Source organism: Escherichia fergusonii ATCC 35469 (genome assembly GCF_000026225.1).
Lineage (GTDB): Bacteria > Pseudomonadota > Gammaproteobacteria > Enterobacterales > Enterobacteriaceae > Escherichia > Escherichia fergusonii.
The window spans coordinates 1,570,328-1,585,920 of sequence record NC_011740.1; the positions used below are offsets into that span (position 1 = coordinate 1,570,328).

The following is a 15,593-nucleotide window of genomic DNA, read 5'->3' on the forward strand; positions in this document are numbered from 1 at the left end:
AGCTAATAACATAGCACGCGTTAACTGAGGGCGGGTAATAAGGATTACAACATTGCGCCTGTAACCGCCAATGCTTAACCTAAGGGGAAGAGCTGAACTGGAGCAAGATATGCCGAACACGAATCCATTTTTGAGCAAAAGCGTTTTACCGTACCAGGCCCCGCATTTTGACCTGATTAAAGATAGCCATTACCGCCCTGCATTTGACGAAGGAATGCGACAGAAAAGGGCAGAAATTGCGGCAATATTGCAAGTTAATGCCGCCCCCGATTTTACCAATACGATCCTCGCCCTGGAACAAAGCGGGGAATTATTAAACCGTGTTACCAGCGTATTCTTTGCCATGACGTCAGCACACACTAACGATGAGCTGCAACGGCTGGATGAAGAGTTTTCTGCGGAACTGGCGCAGCTGGCGAATGAAATTTATCTCAATAGCGCATTGTTTGCGCGTGTTGATGAAGTCTGGCAGGGACGGGCAGATCTGGAGCTGGATGCCGAGTCACTACGCTTGTTGGATGTGATCCACCAGCGTTTTGTGCTCGCAGGTGCAAGACTCAATGAAAGCGACAAAGAACAACTGAAACGACTGAATACAGAAGCCGCTACACTTACCAGCCAGTTTAATCAACGCTTGTTGGCTGCCAGTAAGTCGGGCGGGCTAATCGTTGATGATATTGAGCAACTGGCGGGATTAAGCCCACAGGAAATCACCATTTGTGCAGATGCCGCCCATGAAAAAGGGTTGCATGATCGCTGGTTGATCCCGTTGATCAATACCACTCAACAACCGCTACTTGCTTCTTTACAGGATCGTCAGACCCGGAAAAATTTATTTGCCGCAGGATGGTCACGGGCAGAGAAAAACGATGCGAATGATACAAGAGCCCTTATTCAGCGTCTGGTTGAAATTCGTGCCCGTCAGGCGCAGTTGCTGGGATTTGAACATTACGCAGCATGGAAGATTTCCGACCAAATGGCTAAAACGCCTGAAGCAGCGCTAAATTTTATGCGTGAAATCGTTCCGGCTGCACGTGAACGCGCACTGACGGAATGTGCGGATATTCAGCAGGTGATCGATGATGAGCAGGGGGGATTTACCGCTGAAGCATGGGACTGGGCGTTTTATGCCGAACAGGTTCGTAGGGAAAAATATGCTATTGATGAATCTCAGCTTAAACCTTACTTCGTGCTTGATAACGTATTAGAAGAGGGCGTTTTCTGGACGGCAACTCAACTATTTGGTGTGCGTTTTGTCGAGCGCTATGATATCCCGGTGTATCACCCTGATGTCCGGGTATGGGAAATATTCGACCATGATGGTGTCGGCATGGCATTGTTCTACGGTGATTTTTTTGCCCGAGACTCAAAAAGTGGTGGCGCATGGATGGGCAATTTTGTCGAACAATCTACACTTAATGAAACCCGGCCAGTCATTTACAACGTCTGTAACTTCCAGAAACCTGCGGAAGGAGAAACCGCATTACTACTCTGGGATGATGTCATTACATTGTTCCATGAATTTGGGCACACATTGCATGGTTTGTTCGCCAGTCAGCGATACGCCACGCTTTCCGGCACAAATACACCCCGTGACTTTGTAGAATTCCCGTCGCAGATAAATGAACACTGGGCTACCCATCCGCAGGTCTTTGCCCGCTATGCGCGTCATTATCTGTCAGGGGAAGCCATGCCTGAAACATTACGCGACAAGATGCTCAATGCCAGTTTGTTCAATAAGGGTTATGAGATGAGCGAGCTATTGAGTGCGGCTTTGCTGGATATGCGTTGGCACTGTCTTGAATCAGAAGAAGCCAGACAACACGTTGATATTTTTGAAAAACAAGCGCTTGTAGCGGAAGGTATGGATTTGCAGGCTGTGCCACCACGTTATCGCAGCAGTTACTTTGCTCATATTTTTGGTGGCGGTTATGCAGCGGGATACTACGCCTATTTGTGGACGCAAATGCTGGCGGATGATGGCTATCAGTGGTTTGTTGAACAAGGTGGCTTGAGCCGTGAAAATGGTCAGCGTTTCCGGGAAGATATTTTGTCTCGCGGAAACAGTTCTGATCTGGAGCAACTGTATACCCGGTGGCGCGGTCATGCACCGCGTATTGAAGCGATGCTAAAAAATCGCGGACTGAGTTAAGACAAGTACGGGCCTGACATTACGGCCCGTTTTTTTCATCCTGTCAGGGGAGTAAAAGCAGCAATTGTGCAAGGGCGAAGCGAACAGATTGCGCCAGCACTTGTTCGCAATCCCCGGAGAATTGCTGTACGGCGGTAAAAGGCTGACCGGAAATATTCCAGCCAAACCAGACGGTACCAGCTGGCGTACCGTCGTCACCGCCTTCAGGGCCACCATATCCGGTTATCGCAATGCTGATATCTGTCCCGGCCCGCTCTCTGGCACCTGCTGCCATTTGCCGGACAACGGTTTCACTTACCGCCGTAAACTCAGCCAGACTATGTTCACTCACGCCGAGAATTTTAGCTTTTGCCTTATCGGTAAAGGTGACAAATCCCACGCCATAAAATTTCGGCGTGTCGTTGGCAGCGCAAAGTGCTGAGGCCAGTTTCCCTCCAGTGCATGATTCCGCCGTGGTCAGACGCAAATTGTGACGAATCAAATATTCGCCCAACGTGGCGGTCAAATATGAAGTGGAATGCTGTTGATTAAGCAGAACAATATTTTCAGGCTTTAATTTCATTTTTCTTTTCCGCAACGGTCCAGATGGATATTAGTGCCTTATTCAGTATGACATGTCGCAAAGGGGATTGAGTTTGCTGATTGTTCCGAAATAGCGCCCGTCATGGTTGTAAAAATGATGAGTACCAACCAGGCTTAATCACACTTAGTAAAATATCCAGGGGGAAATAATGAAATTTAAGGCCTTAGCAGTTATAAGCTTTCTGGTTATGCCCTATGCGTTTGCTGCTGATGAAGGTGGTTTAAAACAGGACGCAGCGCCGCCGCCCCCACACGCGATTGAAGATGGTTATCGTGGTACTGATGATGCAAAAAAAATGACTGTTGATTTTGCAAAGTCTATGCATGATGGTGCGACGGTTTCATTACGCGGTAATCTGATTTCTCAAAAAGGGGAAGATAACTATCTCTTTCGCGATAAATCAGGAGAAATAAATGTGATTATTCCGGCAACTGTTTTCGATGGACGAGAAGTTCAGCCAGATCAGATGATTAATATCAGCGGTAGTCTGGACAAGAAATCGAGTCCACCGGTCGTCCGCGTTCATCATCTACAAAAATAAAACACCAGCCAATTACCGGATGGTTAACGCTATCCGGTAATACCCCATGCATATTTCAATGAGTTAATTTGCTCAGTTTATTAAATATCTTAACTATGCCTAAATTGACATAAGTTTTCTTTTATCTCGCTAAAATCTTTGACAGGACATGATGAAGAAGGAATGGCGATGATTAAGAAAACGGCTCAAATTGATGCAATCCTGTTAGATCTCAATAAGTCTATCGATGCGCATTATCAGTGGCTGGTGAAAATGTTTCGCTGTGTTGTCGCAAAGGACATTTCGCACCCGGAACTCTCTGATGCTCATTCCCATTTTCTCTGTCGTTTTGGACAATGGCTGAACGCACATCTGGTGATGACAGAGGAAGAAATAGAATATGTACGTTTGATAAGCCTGGCACATGAGGAAATGCACCTGCAGGGACGTGAATTATTGACCTCTATTGCCGAAAAACGTTGGCAGTCAACCGATTTTGACCGCTTTCAAAATACCTTGCTGTCTTTTACTTCGGCGGTCATGGACTACAAAATATATCTTCTGAATATCCGCAGTAATATGGATATCCTTACTGGTTTACCAGGTCGACGAGTACTTGATGAATCCTTCGATCGCCAGTTACTCAACGCCGAACCTGAAAAGTTTTATTTGCTATTGCTGGATATCGATCGCTTTAAGAGTGTTAACGATACGCTGGGGCATTTAATTGGTGATGTGGTTTTACGAACTCTTGCAGAAAATCTCGCCACCTGGATGCGGCACAATGAATCGGTCTATCGCTATGGTGGCGAGGAGTTCGTAATTATGATCAAGGCGTCTACAGATGTAGACGCCTGTATGGCGGGGCTGCGTATTTGTGAATTGATTGCAGGTAATCAGATAGCGTATCCGCAAGGTGAACTTCACATTACTGCAACGGCAGGAATTAGCCGGGCAAAACCAGGTGAAACTCTTGACGTCGTCATGGGGCGGGCAGACCGTGCTATGTATCAGGGAAAGCTGACCGGACGTAATCGCTGTATGTTTATGGATGAAAATGAGCAGATCAGGCACGTAGCTGCCGCAGCAACAGAACTGGATAACCCTTGTTTAACTGTCATTTAGCTTAAAAGCAGTAAAATTCTTAATGAGTCGTTATCGGGTACAAAATGCCTGGTAGCGTAAAAAGCAAAACACATATCGCGACTCTCCATAGGTCGAGTTGATGCAAATGCAACTTGAATTATGTCGAGTATATCCATGCAAGCATTTTCCGCTGGTCACTCCAGCGGTTTTTTTTATCTCTCATCCAGGACTGCTTTCGCCAGCAAACCTTTCAGCAAACCACCGGCAGTGCCCTCGGTTTTACCCGCATACCTTTCAGCATCAATGCCCACGCGAAGACGATAGCCACCATTAACACTAAAAACAGTGACCATGCAGGCAGAGAAGTCAGGATCATTCCGCTGACCAACGGATTAAATGCTGCCCCCAACCACCCCAGCGATTGTGCTGAAAAATAACTGGCTTTCATGCCATTAGGCGCAATATGGTCGATCAGCATATATTCACCAGGGGCGTAAATAATTTCACCAATGGTAAACACCGCCGCAGATATTCCCCAGAACAAAAGGTTGTTGCCGGAAAACATAAACCCGACCAGACCGATAACAAAACAGACCGTGCCCAGCGTCATTAACGGACGAATATTCTCTGCAGATAAACGCCGACCAATGGAGTATTGCAGTGTGACCACCATCGCAGCGTTCACAGGTAGTACTACGGCAATCACCAGCTCAGCAAAGTCGTTATCGGCTACCACCATCACATACTGCGATAAACAGGATGCAAAAGCACCGCAGACAAATGAAGCCAGGAATGCAGACAAGGTAAACCAGAGCAGGGCTTTATCCTGTAATAAAATGGCGGGAGACCAGACCTCACTGCGGGAAGTATCGACATTTGCGCTAGCCCGCTGAACCCAGAATTGTATAAATAGCAGTGGAAAAGCAGAGCAGACCGCAGCCAGCCAAAAGGGCAGATTAATACTTTGCATCACCAGTAATGTGCCAAGCGGAGGGCCGACCGTCCAGCCGATATTCAACATGGTGTAATTGAGCGAGAACATTTTTGTTTTGCTGGTGGACGAGAGATTCTCGGCAAACCACGCTTTTAACACTGTGGCAAAGACAGAGTAGGCGCAATTGATCAACGCGAATAGCAGAACGACTAAACTGACTGAATTTACCAGTGGGATGACGATGAAACCTGATGCAAAAGCCAGAATCGCCAGCAGCATATAGCGTTTTTTATCGAACTTATCTGCCAGGATGCCAAAACCGAGACTAAAGATAACACCAATGGTCAGGGCGAAGGTCATTGCGTAACCGATCGAATCGACGCTGAGGGCATATTGCCGACTCAGATAAATCGTCATAAACGGCAGTGTGGCTCCGCGACCAATGGTTAAAAGTAATGAAGAGGCCAGTAAAGCTGCGGTAGAACGTCTCAGGGTAAGATTCATCAGGTAGTCCGATGTCGCGTTTCGTTATGTTTTATTGAGTTATGTAAAGAAATAGCATGAGAAACGGGTGCTGTATAGCGTAACGCCAGCAAGAGATTCTGATCGCCGGGTGAGAATTTATGCACTTTCCATGGATGATAATTTCCGCTAACTTAGTTTCTTTACAAAAATTTAATAATTCCCGGGGCGTTTATGTCACGTAAAGATGGCTTATTGGCATTACTGGTTGTTGTCGTATGGGGGCTTAATTTCGTTGTGATCAAAGTAGGATTACACAACATGCCGCCACTTATGCTGGCAGGCTTACGTTTTATGCTGGTGGCGTTCCCGGCAATCTTTTTCGTTGCTCGTCCAAAAGTTCCACTCAGTTTACTGCTTGGGTATGGCCTGACGATTAGTTTTGGTCAGTTTGCTTTTCTTTTTTGTGCGCTAAAGTTCGGTATGCCTGCCGGACTGGCGTCGCTGGTGCTCCAGGCGCAAGCTTTTTTTACTATTGTGCTGGGGGCTTTTACTTTTGGCGAACGGTTGCAGAGTAAGCAGGTTGCCGGGATCGCGCTGGCAGTATTGGGGGTATTCGTGCTGATAGAGGGTAGCCTTAATGGTCAGGAGGTTGCCATTCTCGGTTTTATGCTGACACTCGCAGCCGCGTTCTGCTGGGCATGTGGCAATATCTTTAACAAGAAGATTATGTCGCATTCTTCACGCCCGGCGGTGATGTCGTTGGTAGTATGGAGTGCGCTAATTCCCATTCTGCCATTTATGGTGGCCTCGGTAGTTTTCGATGGTTCAGCACAGATGCTCCATAGCCTGGTAACCATTGATATAACCACGGTGTTGTCCCTTATTTATCTCGCTTTTGTCGCCACAATTGTAGGTTATGGTATATGGGGAACACTGCTTGGACGCTATGAAACATGGCGCGTGGCTCCCCTATCTTTGCTGGTGCCGGTGGTAGGGTTACTCAGTGCGGTTATTCTGCTTGATGAAACACTCTCATTAATGCAGCTATTCGGCGCGTTATTAATTATGGCGGGATTGTATATCAACGTGTTTGGTTTGCGATTGCGTAAAACGGTACGGGCATGATGATAATAAGGGGCTGCACATTATTGGCAAGTATGCATTATTCAGGCCGGAAGCGGCATGAAAGCCTAATCCGGCCTGATTCAATAGATTGCAAGAGTGACACTGTGTTTCAAGCCCCTTTGACAGGGGCTGGTTATTACAGTCGTTGCCCGTTGAAATAAGGCACACCAAGCACATCAGATTTGTCACTGCCGACACCCATATGATTTAAATCGGCGGGCGTTTGCGCCATAGAGGAGGGGATAATTACCTTCTCGCTGGTCTCGTGGGTTTCAGGCATTTGCGTATGTTCTGCAAAAACAGCACCTGAAAAAAGCAATAGCAGCGTTGTGCCTGTTACAGCATAGAATTTCATAGTGTCCTCAGGACATGCGACAGTGATTTATCGGATGCAAATAACGGGATTCCCCATGCATATTTGTCATACGATATTTATGTGGTGGTACATCAAAATAATTTTTAAATGTACGGGTTAATGTTTGCTGCGACTCAAAACCATAACGTTCTGCCAGATATAATATTGGCTCGTTACTTTCTTTTAGTTTTTGCGCAATTTCCGTCATTTTGCGGCTACGGATATATTGGCCCAGAGAGTGACCAGTTTCTTTTTTAAACATCCGTTGCAGGTGCCATTTGGAGTAACCTGAACGTTCTGACACTTTTTCCAGTGACAGAGGGGATTCCAGGTTATCTTCAATCCAGTCCAAAATGCTATGAATGGTGATAGCGTCATTATTGCGTCTGGACATTGTCATACCTCTTATTATTACGACAGTATTTTCTTGAGCAAACACTCAAGCGTTGCCACTTCATCTGTCGTTAAGTTCTTTGTTAATTCCTGATGCAGGTCTTGCCCCACTAATTGATGGCATTGCTCACAAATAGCTGCGCCGTCAGTGGTGAGTTTCACCAGAACGCCGCGTTTGTCATTTGGATTTGGTAATCTTTCGATCCAGCCTTTACAGACCAGGCGATCCAGCATCCGCGTTAAGGCACCGAGATCGACAGAGAGTACTTTTTTCAACTCAACCGGGGTAATACAAGCTGCGCACCGAATAGAGCAGAGCACTTTCAGTTGCGCGGCAGTGATATCTAAAGGTGAAAGGTAGTCGTTTAACAGACGATCTTTTTTCTGGTTCACCATATAGATCAAGCGACCAAGTGGAATAATTTCATTAAAAAGGTCGTTGGTGCTTTTCACGATGGTTGCCCTGGCAAGTAAGTAATCACGGCAGATAATATTGCCCAGGCAAGTATAAGTCAAATGAATGAATTATCTGATGCCACGAATTGCTAAATCGGTTCAGAAGGGCCGCATTAGTGAATGTTGGTTGCTACCTGTACTCTCAGACTTTTACGCATAAACATGTTTTCCCCGTATACTCACCCTAAATCACATACCACAGGATGAATGACGACGATGATGGATTTGTTTAAGGCGATTGGTCTGGGGCTGGTGGTGTTGTTGCCGCTGGCAAACCCATTGACAACCGTGGCGCTGTTTTTGGGACTGGCAGGCAATATGAACAGTGCCGAACGTAACCGCCAGTCGCTAATGGCTTCGGTATATGTTTTTGCCATTATGATGGTGGCGTATTACGCCGGACAGTTGGTGATGAATACCTTTGGTATTTCGATTCCCGGTTTACGTATTGCCGGGGGACTCATTGTCGCGTTCATCGGTTTCCGTATGTTGTTTCCTCATCAGAAGGCGATTGAAACGCCGGAGGCAAAAAGCAAAACGGAGGAACTGGAAGATGAATCTTCAGCGAATATCGCCTTTGTTCCGCTGGCGATGCCAAGCACTGCCGGGCCTGGCACCATTGCAATGATTATCAGCTCGGCATCCACAGTACGCCAAAGTTCTGATTTCGCCAGTTGGGTGATTCTGGTTGCGCCACCGATTATTTTCTTCATTGTTGCATTGATTCTTTGGGGATGCCTGCGTAGCTCCGGGGCAATTATGCGCTGGGTTGGAAAAGGGGGAATCGAGGCGATTTCTCGCCTGATGGGCTTCCTGCTGGTGTGTATGGGCGTACAGTTTATTATCAATGGCGTGTTGGAAATTATTAAAACGTATCATTAAGAATAAAGCCGGATGCACGATCCGGCTTTATAACTCAGTGTTGTGGTTGTTCTTCCAGCACCACCGGCCAGCGACGAAAAATAATCACTGACCATACCAAAGCTAAAAACGCCGGGATCGCACCGACATAGCCAATATCGGCCATTGACCAGTGCAGGCTTACCTGATTCCCTACTAACGCTCCTGCACCAATACCGATATTAAAAATACCGGAAAACAACGACATGGCGACATCAGTAGCATCCGGCGCTAATGCCAGCACTTTTACCTGCATCCCAAGGCCAATCATCATGATGGCGATTCCCCAGAAGATACTTAATATTGCCAGATGAGTTTCACTCACTGAGGCAGGCATTAACAGAAGCAGGCACGCCATTAACAATGCAATAGCGACACTCACCAGCACTGAGGCATGGTTATTGCCGAGTTTACCGAAAATCACGCTGCCGATAATTCCCGCGCCCCCCAGGATCAGTAACAGTACAGTGGCAAAGTTGGCGCTTAATCCGGCAATATTTTGCACAAACGGTTCGATATAGCTGTAAGCCGTATAGTGAGCTGTTACCACCACAACCGTCAGCAGATAAATGCTCATTAATGCCGGACGTCGAAACAGTACGGGCAGGCTTTTCAGCGAACCTGAATGCTCACTGGGCAACAAGGGTAATAACTTAATCAGGCACAGTAGCGTCAGGAAGGCACCAACACCAATTGCCAGGAAGGTTGTTCGCCAGCCGAAATACTGCCCGACAATACGACCCACAGGCAGACCAAGAACCATCGCCAGTGCTGTACCCGTGGCTAACAGGCTTAATGCCTGAGCGCGTTTTCCGGCAGGAGCGAGACGGATCGCCAGCGATGCTGTAATTGACCAAAAAATGGCATGTGCAAAAGCAACACCAATTCGGCTAATGACCAGTACGGTAAAACTCCATGCCATAAAAGACAAAATGTGACTGGCAATAAACAACACGAACAGACAGATCAGTAATCTTCGTCGTTCAACCTGACTGGTGAGCAGCATAAAAGGCAGCGACATTAACGCGACCACCCAGGCGTAAATCGTCAACATAATGCCTGTTTGTGCTGTTTCCATATGGAAGCTTGCCGCGATATCCGAAAGCAAACCGACTGGCACAAATTCAGTGGTATTAAAGATAAAAGCCGCTATTGCCAGCGTAACGACCCGTAGCCACGCGACCTTGCGGGTAACCGTGTTCGTTGTCATAAGAATGTATAAGATTAGTAGCGAAAAGGTGAGGCGACGATCTTAAAGCGATAGCAAGGCGAAAGACAATAAATTTGTGATGAAGATCGCATTAATCTCTCTTTTCAGCATTCAGTAACGCGATAAACGCCTCCAGCTGTCGTGTCTTCGCGCCGCGACGCCAGACCAGCCATGTGGTTAGCCAGCGCCAGTTTTCAGCCAATGGCCAGGCTTCTACCTGATGATGCCCTGGCATACTTTCCAGCATAGTACGAGGAATTAACGCAATACCCGCACCTGCAATGGCACAGGCTAACATCCCGTGATACGACTCCATTTCGTGAATTGTACCGGGCATGGCGTTATCAGCATGAAACCAGCTTTCAAAATGGCGACGATAAGAACAGTTAGCGCGAAAAGCGTAAATATTGCAGCCATTTACCTCGCTGGCACGGTATATCGGTTCATGTCCGTGAGGTGCCACGATCATCATCTCTTCCTCATACACCGGAATACCCTCAAGACCCGGATGAGTAATTGGTCCATCAACAAAAGCAGCATTCAGTCTGCCTTCAAGCACGCCTTCCAACATGGTGCCGGAAGGGCCGGTTGATAGTGAGAACTGAATCTTCGGATAACGCTGATTAAACCGCGCCAGCACTGCGGGGATACGTACGGCAGCTGTACTTTCCAGAGCGCCTAATGAAAACAGACCTTGCGGTTCATCGCCCGCAACCACCATTCTGGCCTCATCCACCAGCGCCAAAATTTGTTGGCTGTAGCGCAAAAAATTATGTCCGGCAGGCGAAAGTCGCAGCCGCTGATTCTCACGAATAAACAGCTCAACGCCCAGATCAGCTTCCAGCTGGCGGATACGAGTAGTGAGATTGGACGGAACACGATGCACCTTTGCCGCAGCCTGGGTAATGCTGCCCGTTTCTGCAACCGCGTTAAACATCTCCAGTTGGGTAAGATCCATGGCGTTCTCAATTTAAGAATAATGTTGTCAATATTATTCATTTTTCAGAAAGAGTAAATGCAGCGAATATAAATCGATACATCATGGGGGAAATACAATGAGCACACAGGCAATTTCAGTAAATCCGGCCAATGGCCAGAAAATCGCAACCATGCCATGGGCAACAGCAGATGAACTTGAGCACGCACTGAGCCAGGCTGCTGCAGGCTTCGCTGAATGGAAACAAACTACGGTCAGCTATCGGGCGCAAAAATTACGCGATACAGGTGCTGCTCTTCGTAGCCGCAGTGAAGAGATGGCGCAAATGATCGCCCTGGAAATGGGCAAGCCAATCAAACAGGCCCGTGGAGAAGTGGCAAAATCGGCAGCGCTTTGTGACTGGTATGCAGAGCATGGTCCGGCAATGTTAGAACCTGAATCTACACTGGTGGAAAACAACCAGGCGATTATTGCTTATCGTCCGTTAGGTACCATCCTTGCCATTATGCCGTGGAACTTCCCCTTATGGCAGGTGCTGCGAGGTGCCGTTCCAATCCTGCTGGCAGGTAATGGTTATTTACTGAAACATGCACCGAATGTGACCGGTTGCGCACATATTATTGCTCAGGTTTTTGCTGATGCAGGAATTCCTGCTGGCGTGTATGGCTGGGTGAATGCTGATAACGACGGCGTCAGCCAGATGATTAATGATCCGCGTATTGCCGCTGTCACTGTCACGGGTAGCGTTCGGGCCGGAGCAGCAATTGGTGCTCAGGCAGGGGCAGCCCTGAAAAAATGCGTTCTGGAGCTGGGCGGTTCAGATCCCTTTATTGTCCTTAATGATGCGGATCTTGATCTGGCGGTTAAAGCTGCTGTCGCCGGACGTTATCAGAATACCGGACAGGTTTGTGCAGCGGCGAAACGCTTTATTGTTGAAGAAGGCATCGCCAGTGCATTTACTGAGCGTTTTGTGGCTGCAGTAAAAGCACTCAAAATGGGCGATCCGCTGGATGAAGAGAATGATCTCGGCCCAATGGCGCGTTTTGATCTGCGTGATGAACTTCATCACCAGGTTCAACGTTCTCTGGCCGAAGGGGCGCAATTATTGCTGGGTGGGGAGAAGCTGTCAGGAGAAGGCAACTACTATTGCCCGACAGTACTGGCAGGTGTTACCCCTGAAATGACAGCGTTTCGCGAAGAACTGTTTGGCCCGGTAGCTGCCATAACTGTAGCGAAGAATGCGCAACATGCTATTGAACTGGCAAATGATAGCGACTTTGGCCTTTCAGCCACTGTCTTTACCAGTGATGAAGTTCTTGCCGCGAAAATGGCAGCCCGGCTGGAGTGTGGAGGGGTGTTTATCAATGGCTATAGCGCCAGTGATGCCCGGGTAGCCTTTGGTGGTGTGAAGAAAAGTGGCTATGGTCGCGAACTTTCTCATTTTGGTCTGCATGAATTCTGTAATGTGCAGACCGTGTGGAAAGATCGTCTGTGAGTTAAGCTCCTGACGCAGAATATTCAGCTCTGTTATAATCGCGGGCCATTAAGTCCTGCTGGCAAGGAGCAAGTTGTGGCAGTTGCCATGGATAATTTCGTTTTAGAGTCTATTTTGCGTCAGGTGCGTCCACTTATTGGTAAGGGGAAAGTTGCCGACTACATTCCGGCGTTAGCTACAGTTGACGGTAACCGTCTGGGAATGGCGATTTGTACTGTTGATGGGCAATGTTATCAGGCCGGGGATGCTGAAGAGCGTTTCTCTATTCAGTCGATCTCCAAGGTGCTCAGTCTGGTAGTGGCGATGCGGCACTACAGTGAGGAGGAGATTTGGCAGCGAGTGGGTAAAGATCCCTCCGGTTCGCCGTTTAACTCGCTGGTACAACTGGAGATGGAGCAGGGTATCCCACGCAACCCCTTTATCAATGCCGGGGCTCTGGTTGTATGCGATATGCTGCAAGGTCGTCTTAGTGCGCCGCGTCAGCGAATGCTGGAAGTTGTTCGCGGGCTTAGCGGTGTAGCGGATATCGCCTATGACGGGGTGGTGGCGCGTTCTGAATTTGAACACTCGGCGCGTAATGCGGCTATTGCCTGGCTGATGAAATCCTTTGGCAATTTCCATCATGATGTCGGTACTGTTCTGCAAAACTATTTTCACTACTGCGCACTGAAAATGAGTTGTGTGGAGCTTGCTCGCACTTTTGTTTTTCTGGCTAATCAGGGTAAGGCTATTCATATTGATGAACCAATAGTCACGCCAATGCAGGCGCGGCAAATTAATGCTCTGATGGCGACCAGTGGCATGTATCAAAATGCCGGAGAGTTTGCCTGGCGCGTCGGTTTGCCTGCTAAGTCGGGTGTTGGCGGCGGAATTGTGGCGATTATTCCCCATGAAATGGCAATTGCTGTCTGGAGCCCGGAGCTTGATCACGCGGGTAATTCACTGGCAGGTATTGCTGCGCTTGAACAGTTAACACAAAGGCTGGGGCGTTCGGTGTACTGATGAATTCGTTTGATCCACTGTTTAAACGTTTATCCCGCTCTACATTTCGTTCTCGTTTTCGCCTTGGCGAGAAAGAGCGGCAATACTGTTGGCAGAAAGGTGCGCCGGTTATCGATCAACACGCTGCTGATTTTGTTGCTAAACGACTGGCTCCGGCACTACCGGCAAACGATGGTAAGCAGACCCCCATGCGTGGTCATCCGGTATTTATTGCGCAACATGCGACGGCGACCTGTTGTCGTGGTTGTCTGGAGAAATGGCATAACATTCCTCAGGGGCAACCGCTGAGTGAAGCACAGCAGCAATACATTGTTGCGGTTATTCATCACTGGTTGGTAATTCAGATGAATCGCTAATGATCTTACCTTGACTTTGAAGTGTATTACGTGTCGCCAATAGCTATGAACATGCTATCCTTTATGAGAATTTACTCATTAGCCTGAGATAATTGCCTGTCGCAATTATATGGATAGCAATTTAATGCAACCTGACCATACCCCCATTTTCCGTTTGTTCAAGGAAGATAATTCATTACGTAACGCTTTTGTCATATTTGCGTTGACGACACTTTTTTATTTTATCGGTGCCAAACTTCGTCTTGTTCATGAACTCTCGCTCTTCTGGCCGTTGAACGGCGTGATGGCAGGGGTGTTTGCTCGCTATGTCTGGCTTAACCGACTTCATTATTACGCTGTCAGCTATGTCGCGATGCTGGTTTATGATGCGATGACAACGCAATGGGGGTGGGTGTCGATCGTTATCAATCTGTCCAATATGGTATTTATTATTACCGTTGCACGATTAGTCGCACGCGATAAGCAATTGGGTAAAAATAAATACGAACCAGTCAGTGCATTACGTTTATTTAATTATTGCCTGATTGCTGCCTTGTTATGTGCGCTGGTGGGGGCCATTGGTTCTGACAGTATCGATTCACTCTCATTTGGTCCTTTGTTGGCAGACTGGTTTAGTGAGCAATTTTCTACTGGCGTTCTTATTGTGCCGTGTATGTTGACGCTGGCGCTCCCGCGAATTGTTCCCCGATTTAAAGCTGAACAACTAATGCCGATAGTGGCGTTGATCATTTCGGTTATAGCCTCGGTGGTGATTGGCGGAGCAGGGAGTCTGGCGTTTCCATTGCCCGCATTGATCTGGTGTGCTGTGCGCTATACCCCACAGGTGACTTGTCTGCTGACGTTTGTTACGGGGGCTGTCGAAATTGTGCTGGTGGCAAACTCCGTGATCAATATTGCTGTGGCTTCACCATTCTCTATTCCGCAAATGTTTTCCGCTCGTTTGGGGATTGCCACGATGGCCATCTGCCCGATTATGGTTTCCTTTAGTGTGGCGGCCATCAACTCACTGATGAAACAGGTGGCGCAGCGGGCTGATTTTGATTTTCTGACGCAGGTCTATTCGCGCTCAGGATTATATGAAGCGCTTAAAAAAACCGAGCTGCGTGGCACGCAACATATAACGGTAATGTTGCTTGATATTGATTACTTCAAAAGCATTAACGACAGTTTCGGGCATGAGTGTGGCGATAAAGTATTGAGTGTTTTTGCGAAACACGTGCAAAAGATAGTGGGCAATCAAGGATTGGTGGCGCGCATGGGCGGTGAAGAGTTTGCTGTTGTCGTACCATCGCTTAATGCCCAGGAAGGTTTGCTGCTGGCAGAGAAAATCCGTAAAGCGGTGGCGCTACATCCTTTCGACTGGCAGCAGAAAACACTCTATCTGACAGTGAGTATTGGTATTGGTAGTGGGGCAACGCGCTTCGAAACACTGACGGAAGTCTTTGATAAGTTGATGGTGGAAGCAGATGAGTGTCTGTATCGCTCGAAAAAAGAGGGCCGTAATCGCACCAGCGCTATGAATTATCAACAAAAGGCTGTCTGACAACTTATGTGATCAACTGCACGTTTTGTCGTTAAGTGCAGGAATTGTCATCATCATTTGATCAAAATAGGGGTTCGTTGT

The 15,593-nt window shown here is 47.7% G+C and carries 16 protein-coding genes; 9 read left to right on the forward strand and 7 right to left on the reverse strand.

The window, feature by feature from the left end; genetic code table 11:
* The first annotated feature begins 109 nt into the window (after nucleotides 1-109).
* Nucleotides 110-2,152, forward strand: a complete 2,043-nt coding sequence (dcp, locus tag EFER_RS07770) for a peptidyl-dipeptidase Dcp (protein ID WP_001134001.1) — start codon at nucleotides 110-112, stop codon at nucleotides 2,150-2,152.
* 43 nt (nucleotides 2,153-2,195) lie between these two features.
* Here the strand turns inward: dcp and EFER_RS07775 are convergent, their stop codons facing one another.
* Nucleotides 2,196-2,714 (reverse strand): 2-oxo-tetronate isomerase, encoded by a 519-nt coding sequence (locus tag EFER_RS07775; protein WP_000769402.1) that lies wholly within the window; start codon nucleotides 2,712-2,714, stop codon nucleotides 2,196-2,198.
* 169 nt (nucleotides 2,715-2,883) lie between these two features.
* On the opposite strand from EFER_RS07775, the gene EFER_RS07780 reads away from it, so the two are divergent.
* Together EFER_RS07780 and EFER_RS07785 are read left to right on the forward strand one after the other, a co-directional pair.
* On the forward strand, nucleotides 2,884-3,276 hold the full coding sequence (locus tag EFER_RS07780; RefSeq protein ID WP_000669085.1) for a YdeI family stress tolerance OB fold protein: 393 nt from the start codon (nucleotides 2,884-2,886) through the stop codon (nucleotides 3,274-3,276).
* A gap of 168 nt (nucleotides 3,277-3,444) precedes the next feature.
* A complete protein-coding gene (locus tag EFER_RS07785) occupies nucleotides 3,445-4,380 on the forward strand; it encodes a diguanylate cyclase (RefSeq protein ID WP_000592744.1) in 936 nt (311 codons plus the stop codon).
* 211 nt (nucleotides 4,381-4,591) lie between these two features.
* Here EFER_RS07785 and ydeE read toward each other — a convergent pair whose 3' ends face one another.
* Nucleotides 4,592-5,779, reverse strand: coding sequence for an efflux MFS transporter YdeE (ydeE, locus tag EFER_RS07790; protein ID WP_001054706.1), 1,188 nt, complete (start codon nucleotides 5,777-5,779; stop codon nucleotides 4,592-4,594).
* 192 nt (nucleotides 5,780-5,971) lie between these two features.
* Between ydeE and eamA the strand changes: the two genes are divergently transcribed.
* Nucleotides 5,972-6,865 carry an O-acetylserine/cysteine exporter gene (gene eamA, locus EFER_RS07795; protein WP_000087185.1) on the forward strand — a complete coding sequence of 298 codons (894 nt, stop codon included), beginning with the start codon at nucleotides 5,972-5,974 and terminating at the stop codon, nucleotides 6,863-6,865.
* 136 nt (nucleotides 6,866-7,001) lie between these two features.
* Here eamA and marB read toward each other — a convergent pair whose 3' ends face one another.
* From marB to marR, 3 genes are read right to left on the reverse strand one after another with little or no spacing between them, the layout of a single operon-like run.
* Nucleotides 7,002-7,220 carry a multiple antibiotic resistance protein MarB gene (gene marB, locus EFER_RS07800; protein ID WP_000675201.1) on the reverse strand — a complete coding sequence of 73 codons (219 nt, stop codon included), beginning with the start codon at nucleotides 7,218-7,220 and terminating at the stop codon, nucleotides 7,002-7,004.
* Nucleotides 7,221-7,227: 7 nt separating this feature from the next.
* Nucleotides 7,228-7,614: an MDR efflux pump AcrAB transcriptional activator MarA gene (gene marA, locus EFER_RS07805; protein WP_000091189.1), complete on the reverse strand. Its 387-nt coding sequence runs from the start codon at nucleotides 7,612-7,614 to the stop codon at nucleotides 7,228-7,230.
* 17 nt (nucleotides 7,615-7,631) lie between these two features.
* On the reverse strand, nucleotides 7,632-8,066 hold the full coding sequence (gene marR, locus EFER_RS07810) for a multiple antibiotic resistance transcriptional regulator MarR (protein ID WP_000843269.1): 435 nt from the start codon (nucleotides 8,064-8,066) through the stop codon (nucleotides 7,632-7,634).
* Nucleotides 8,067-8,285: 219 nt separating this feature from the next.
* Between marR and EFER_RS07815 the strand changes: the two genes are divergently transcribed.
* Entirely contained in the window at nucleotides 8,286-8,951 is a 666-nt protein-coding gene (locus tag EFER_RS07815) for a MarC family NAAT transporter (protein ID WP_000968965.1), read from the forward strand.
* A 34-nt stretch (nucleotides 8,952-8,985) separates the two neighbouring features.
* Here EFER_RS07815 and EFER_RS07820 read toward each other — a convergent pair whose 3' ends face one another.
* Together EFER_RS07820 and ptrR are read right to left on the reverse strand one after the other, a co-directional pair.
* On the reverse strand, nucleotides 8,986-10,179 hold the full coding sequence (locus EFER_RS07820) for a sugar transporter (RefSeq protein WP_000210835.1): 1,194 nt from the start codon (nucleotides 10,177-10,179) through the stop codon (nucleotides 8,986-8,988).
* A gap of 91 nt (nucleotides 10,180-10,270) precedes the next feature.
* Nucleotides 10,271-11,137, reverse strand: coding sequence for a putrescine utilization regulator PtrR (gene ptrR, locus EFER_RS07825; RefSeq protein WP_000366526.1), 867 nt, complete (start codon nucleotides 11,135-11,137; stop codon nucleotides 10,271-10,273).
* 97 nt (nucleotides 11,138-11,234) lie between these two features.
* On the opposite strand from ptrR, the gene sad reads away from it, so the two are divergent.
* The 4 genes from sad (at nucleotide 11,235) to EFER_RS07845 (ending at nucleotide 15,512) form a co-directional block, all read left to right on the forward strand.
* A complete protein-coding gene (sad, locus tag EFER_RS07830; protein WP_000106997.1) occupies nucleotides 11,235-12,611 on the forward strand; it encodes a succinate-semialdehyde dehydrogenase in 1,377 nt (458 codons plus the stop codon).
* Between the two features lie 75 nt (nucleotides 12,612-12,686).
* Nucleotides 12,687-13,613, forward strand: coding sequence for a glutaminase B (glsB, locus tag EFER_RS07835; protein ID WP_000257429.1), 927 nt, complete (start codon nucleotides 12,687-12,689; stop codon nucleotides 13,611-13,613).
* Nucleotides 13,613-13,969, forward strand: coding sequence for a DUF4186 domain-containing protein (locus EFER_RS07840; RefSeq protein WP_001083852.1), 357 nt, complete (start codon nucleotides 13,613-13,615; stop codon nucleotides 13,967-13,969). The genes glsB and EFER_RS07840 overlap by 1 nt, the downstream gene beginning before the upstream one ends.
* 124 nt (nucleotides 13,970-14,093) lie before the next feature.
* A complete protein-coding gene (locus tag EFER_RS07845; protein WP_001182147.1) occupies nucleotides 14,094-15,512 on the forward strand; it encodes a GGDEF domain-containing protein in 1,419 nt (472 codons plus the stop codon).
* The last annotated feature ends 81 nt before the right edge of the window (nucleotides 15,513-15,593 follow it).

Coding starts and splice junctions, on each gene's coding strand:
- dcp (WP_001134001.1), top strand. CDS start 110: ATGCCGAACACGAATCCATTTTTGAGCAAAAGCGTTTTACCGTACCAG.
- EFER_RS07775 (WP_000769402.1), bottom strand. CDS start 2,714: ATGAAATTAAAGCCTGAAAATATTGTTCTGCTTAATCAACAGCATTCC.
- EFER_RS07780 (WP_000669085.1), top strand. CDS start 2,884: ATGAAATTTAAGGCCTTAGCAGTTATAAGCTTTCTGGTTATGCCCTAT.
- EFER_RS07785 (WP_000592744.1), top strand. CDS start 3,445: ATGATTAAGAAAACGGCTCAAATTGATGCAATCCTGTTAGATCTCAAT.
- ydeE (WP_001054706.1), bottom strand. CDS start 5,779: ATGAATCTTACCCTGAGACGTTCTACCGCAGCTTTACTGGCCTCTTCA.
- eamA (WP_000087185.1), top strand. CDS start 5,972: ATGTCACGTAAAGATGGCTTATTGGCATTACTGGTTGTTGTCGTATGG.
- marB (WP_000675201.1), bottom strand. CDS start 7,220: ATGAAATTCTATGCTGTAACAGGCACAACGCTGCTATTGCTTTTTTCA.
- marA (WP_000091189.1), bottom strand. CDS start 7,614: ATGTCCAGACGCAATAATGACGCTATCACCATTCATAGCATTTTGGAC.
- EFER_RS07815 (WP_000968965.1), top strand. CDS start 8,286: ATGATGGATTTGTTTAAGGCGATTGGTCTGGGGCTGGTGGTGTTGTTG.
- EFER_RS07820 (WP_000210835.1), bottom strand. CDS start 10,179: ATGACAACGAACACGGTTACCCGCAAGGTCGCGTGGCTACGGGTCGTT.
- ptrR (WP_000366526.1), bottom strand. CDS start 11,137: ATGGATCTTACCCAACTGGAGATGTTTAACGCGGTTGCAGAAACGGGC.
- sad (WP_000106997.1), top strand. CDS start 11,235: ATGAGCACACAGGCAATTTCAGTAAATCCGGCCAATGGCCAGAAAATC.
- EFER_RS07840 (WP_001083852.1), top strand. CDS start 13,613: ATGAATTCGTTTGATCCACTGTTTAAACGTTTATCCCGCTCTACATTT.
- EFER_RS07845 (WP_001182147.1), top strand. CDS start 14,094: ATGCAACCTGACCATACCCCCATTTTCCGTTTGTTCAAGGAAGATAAT.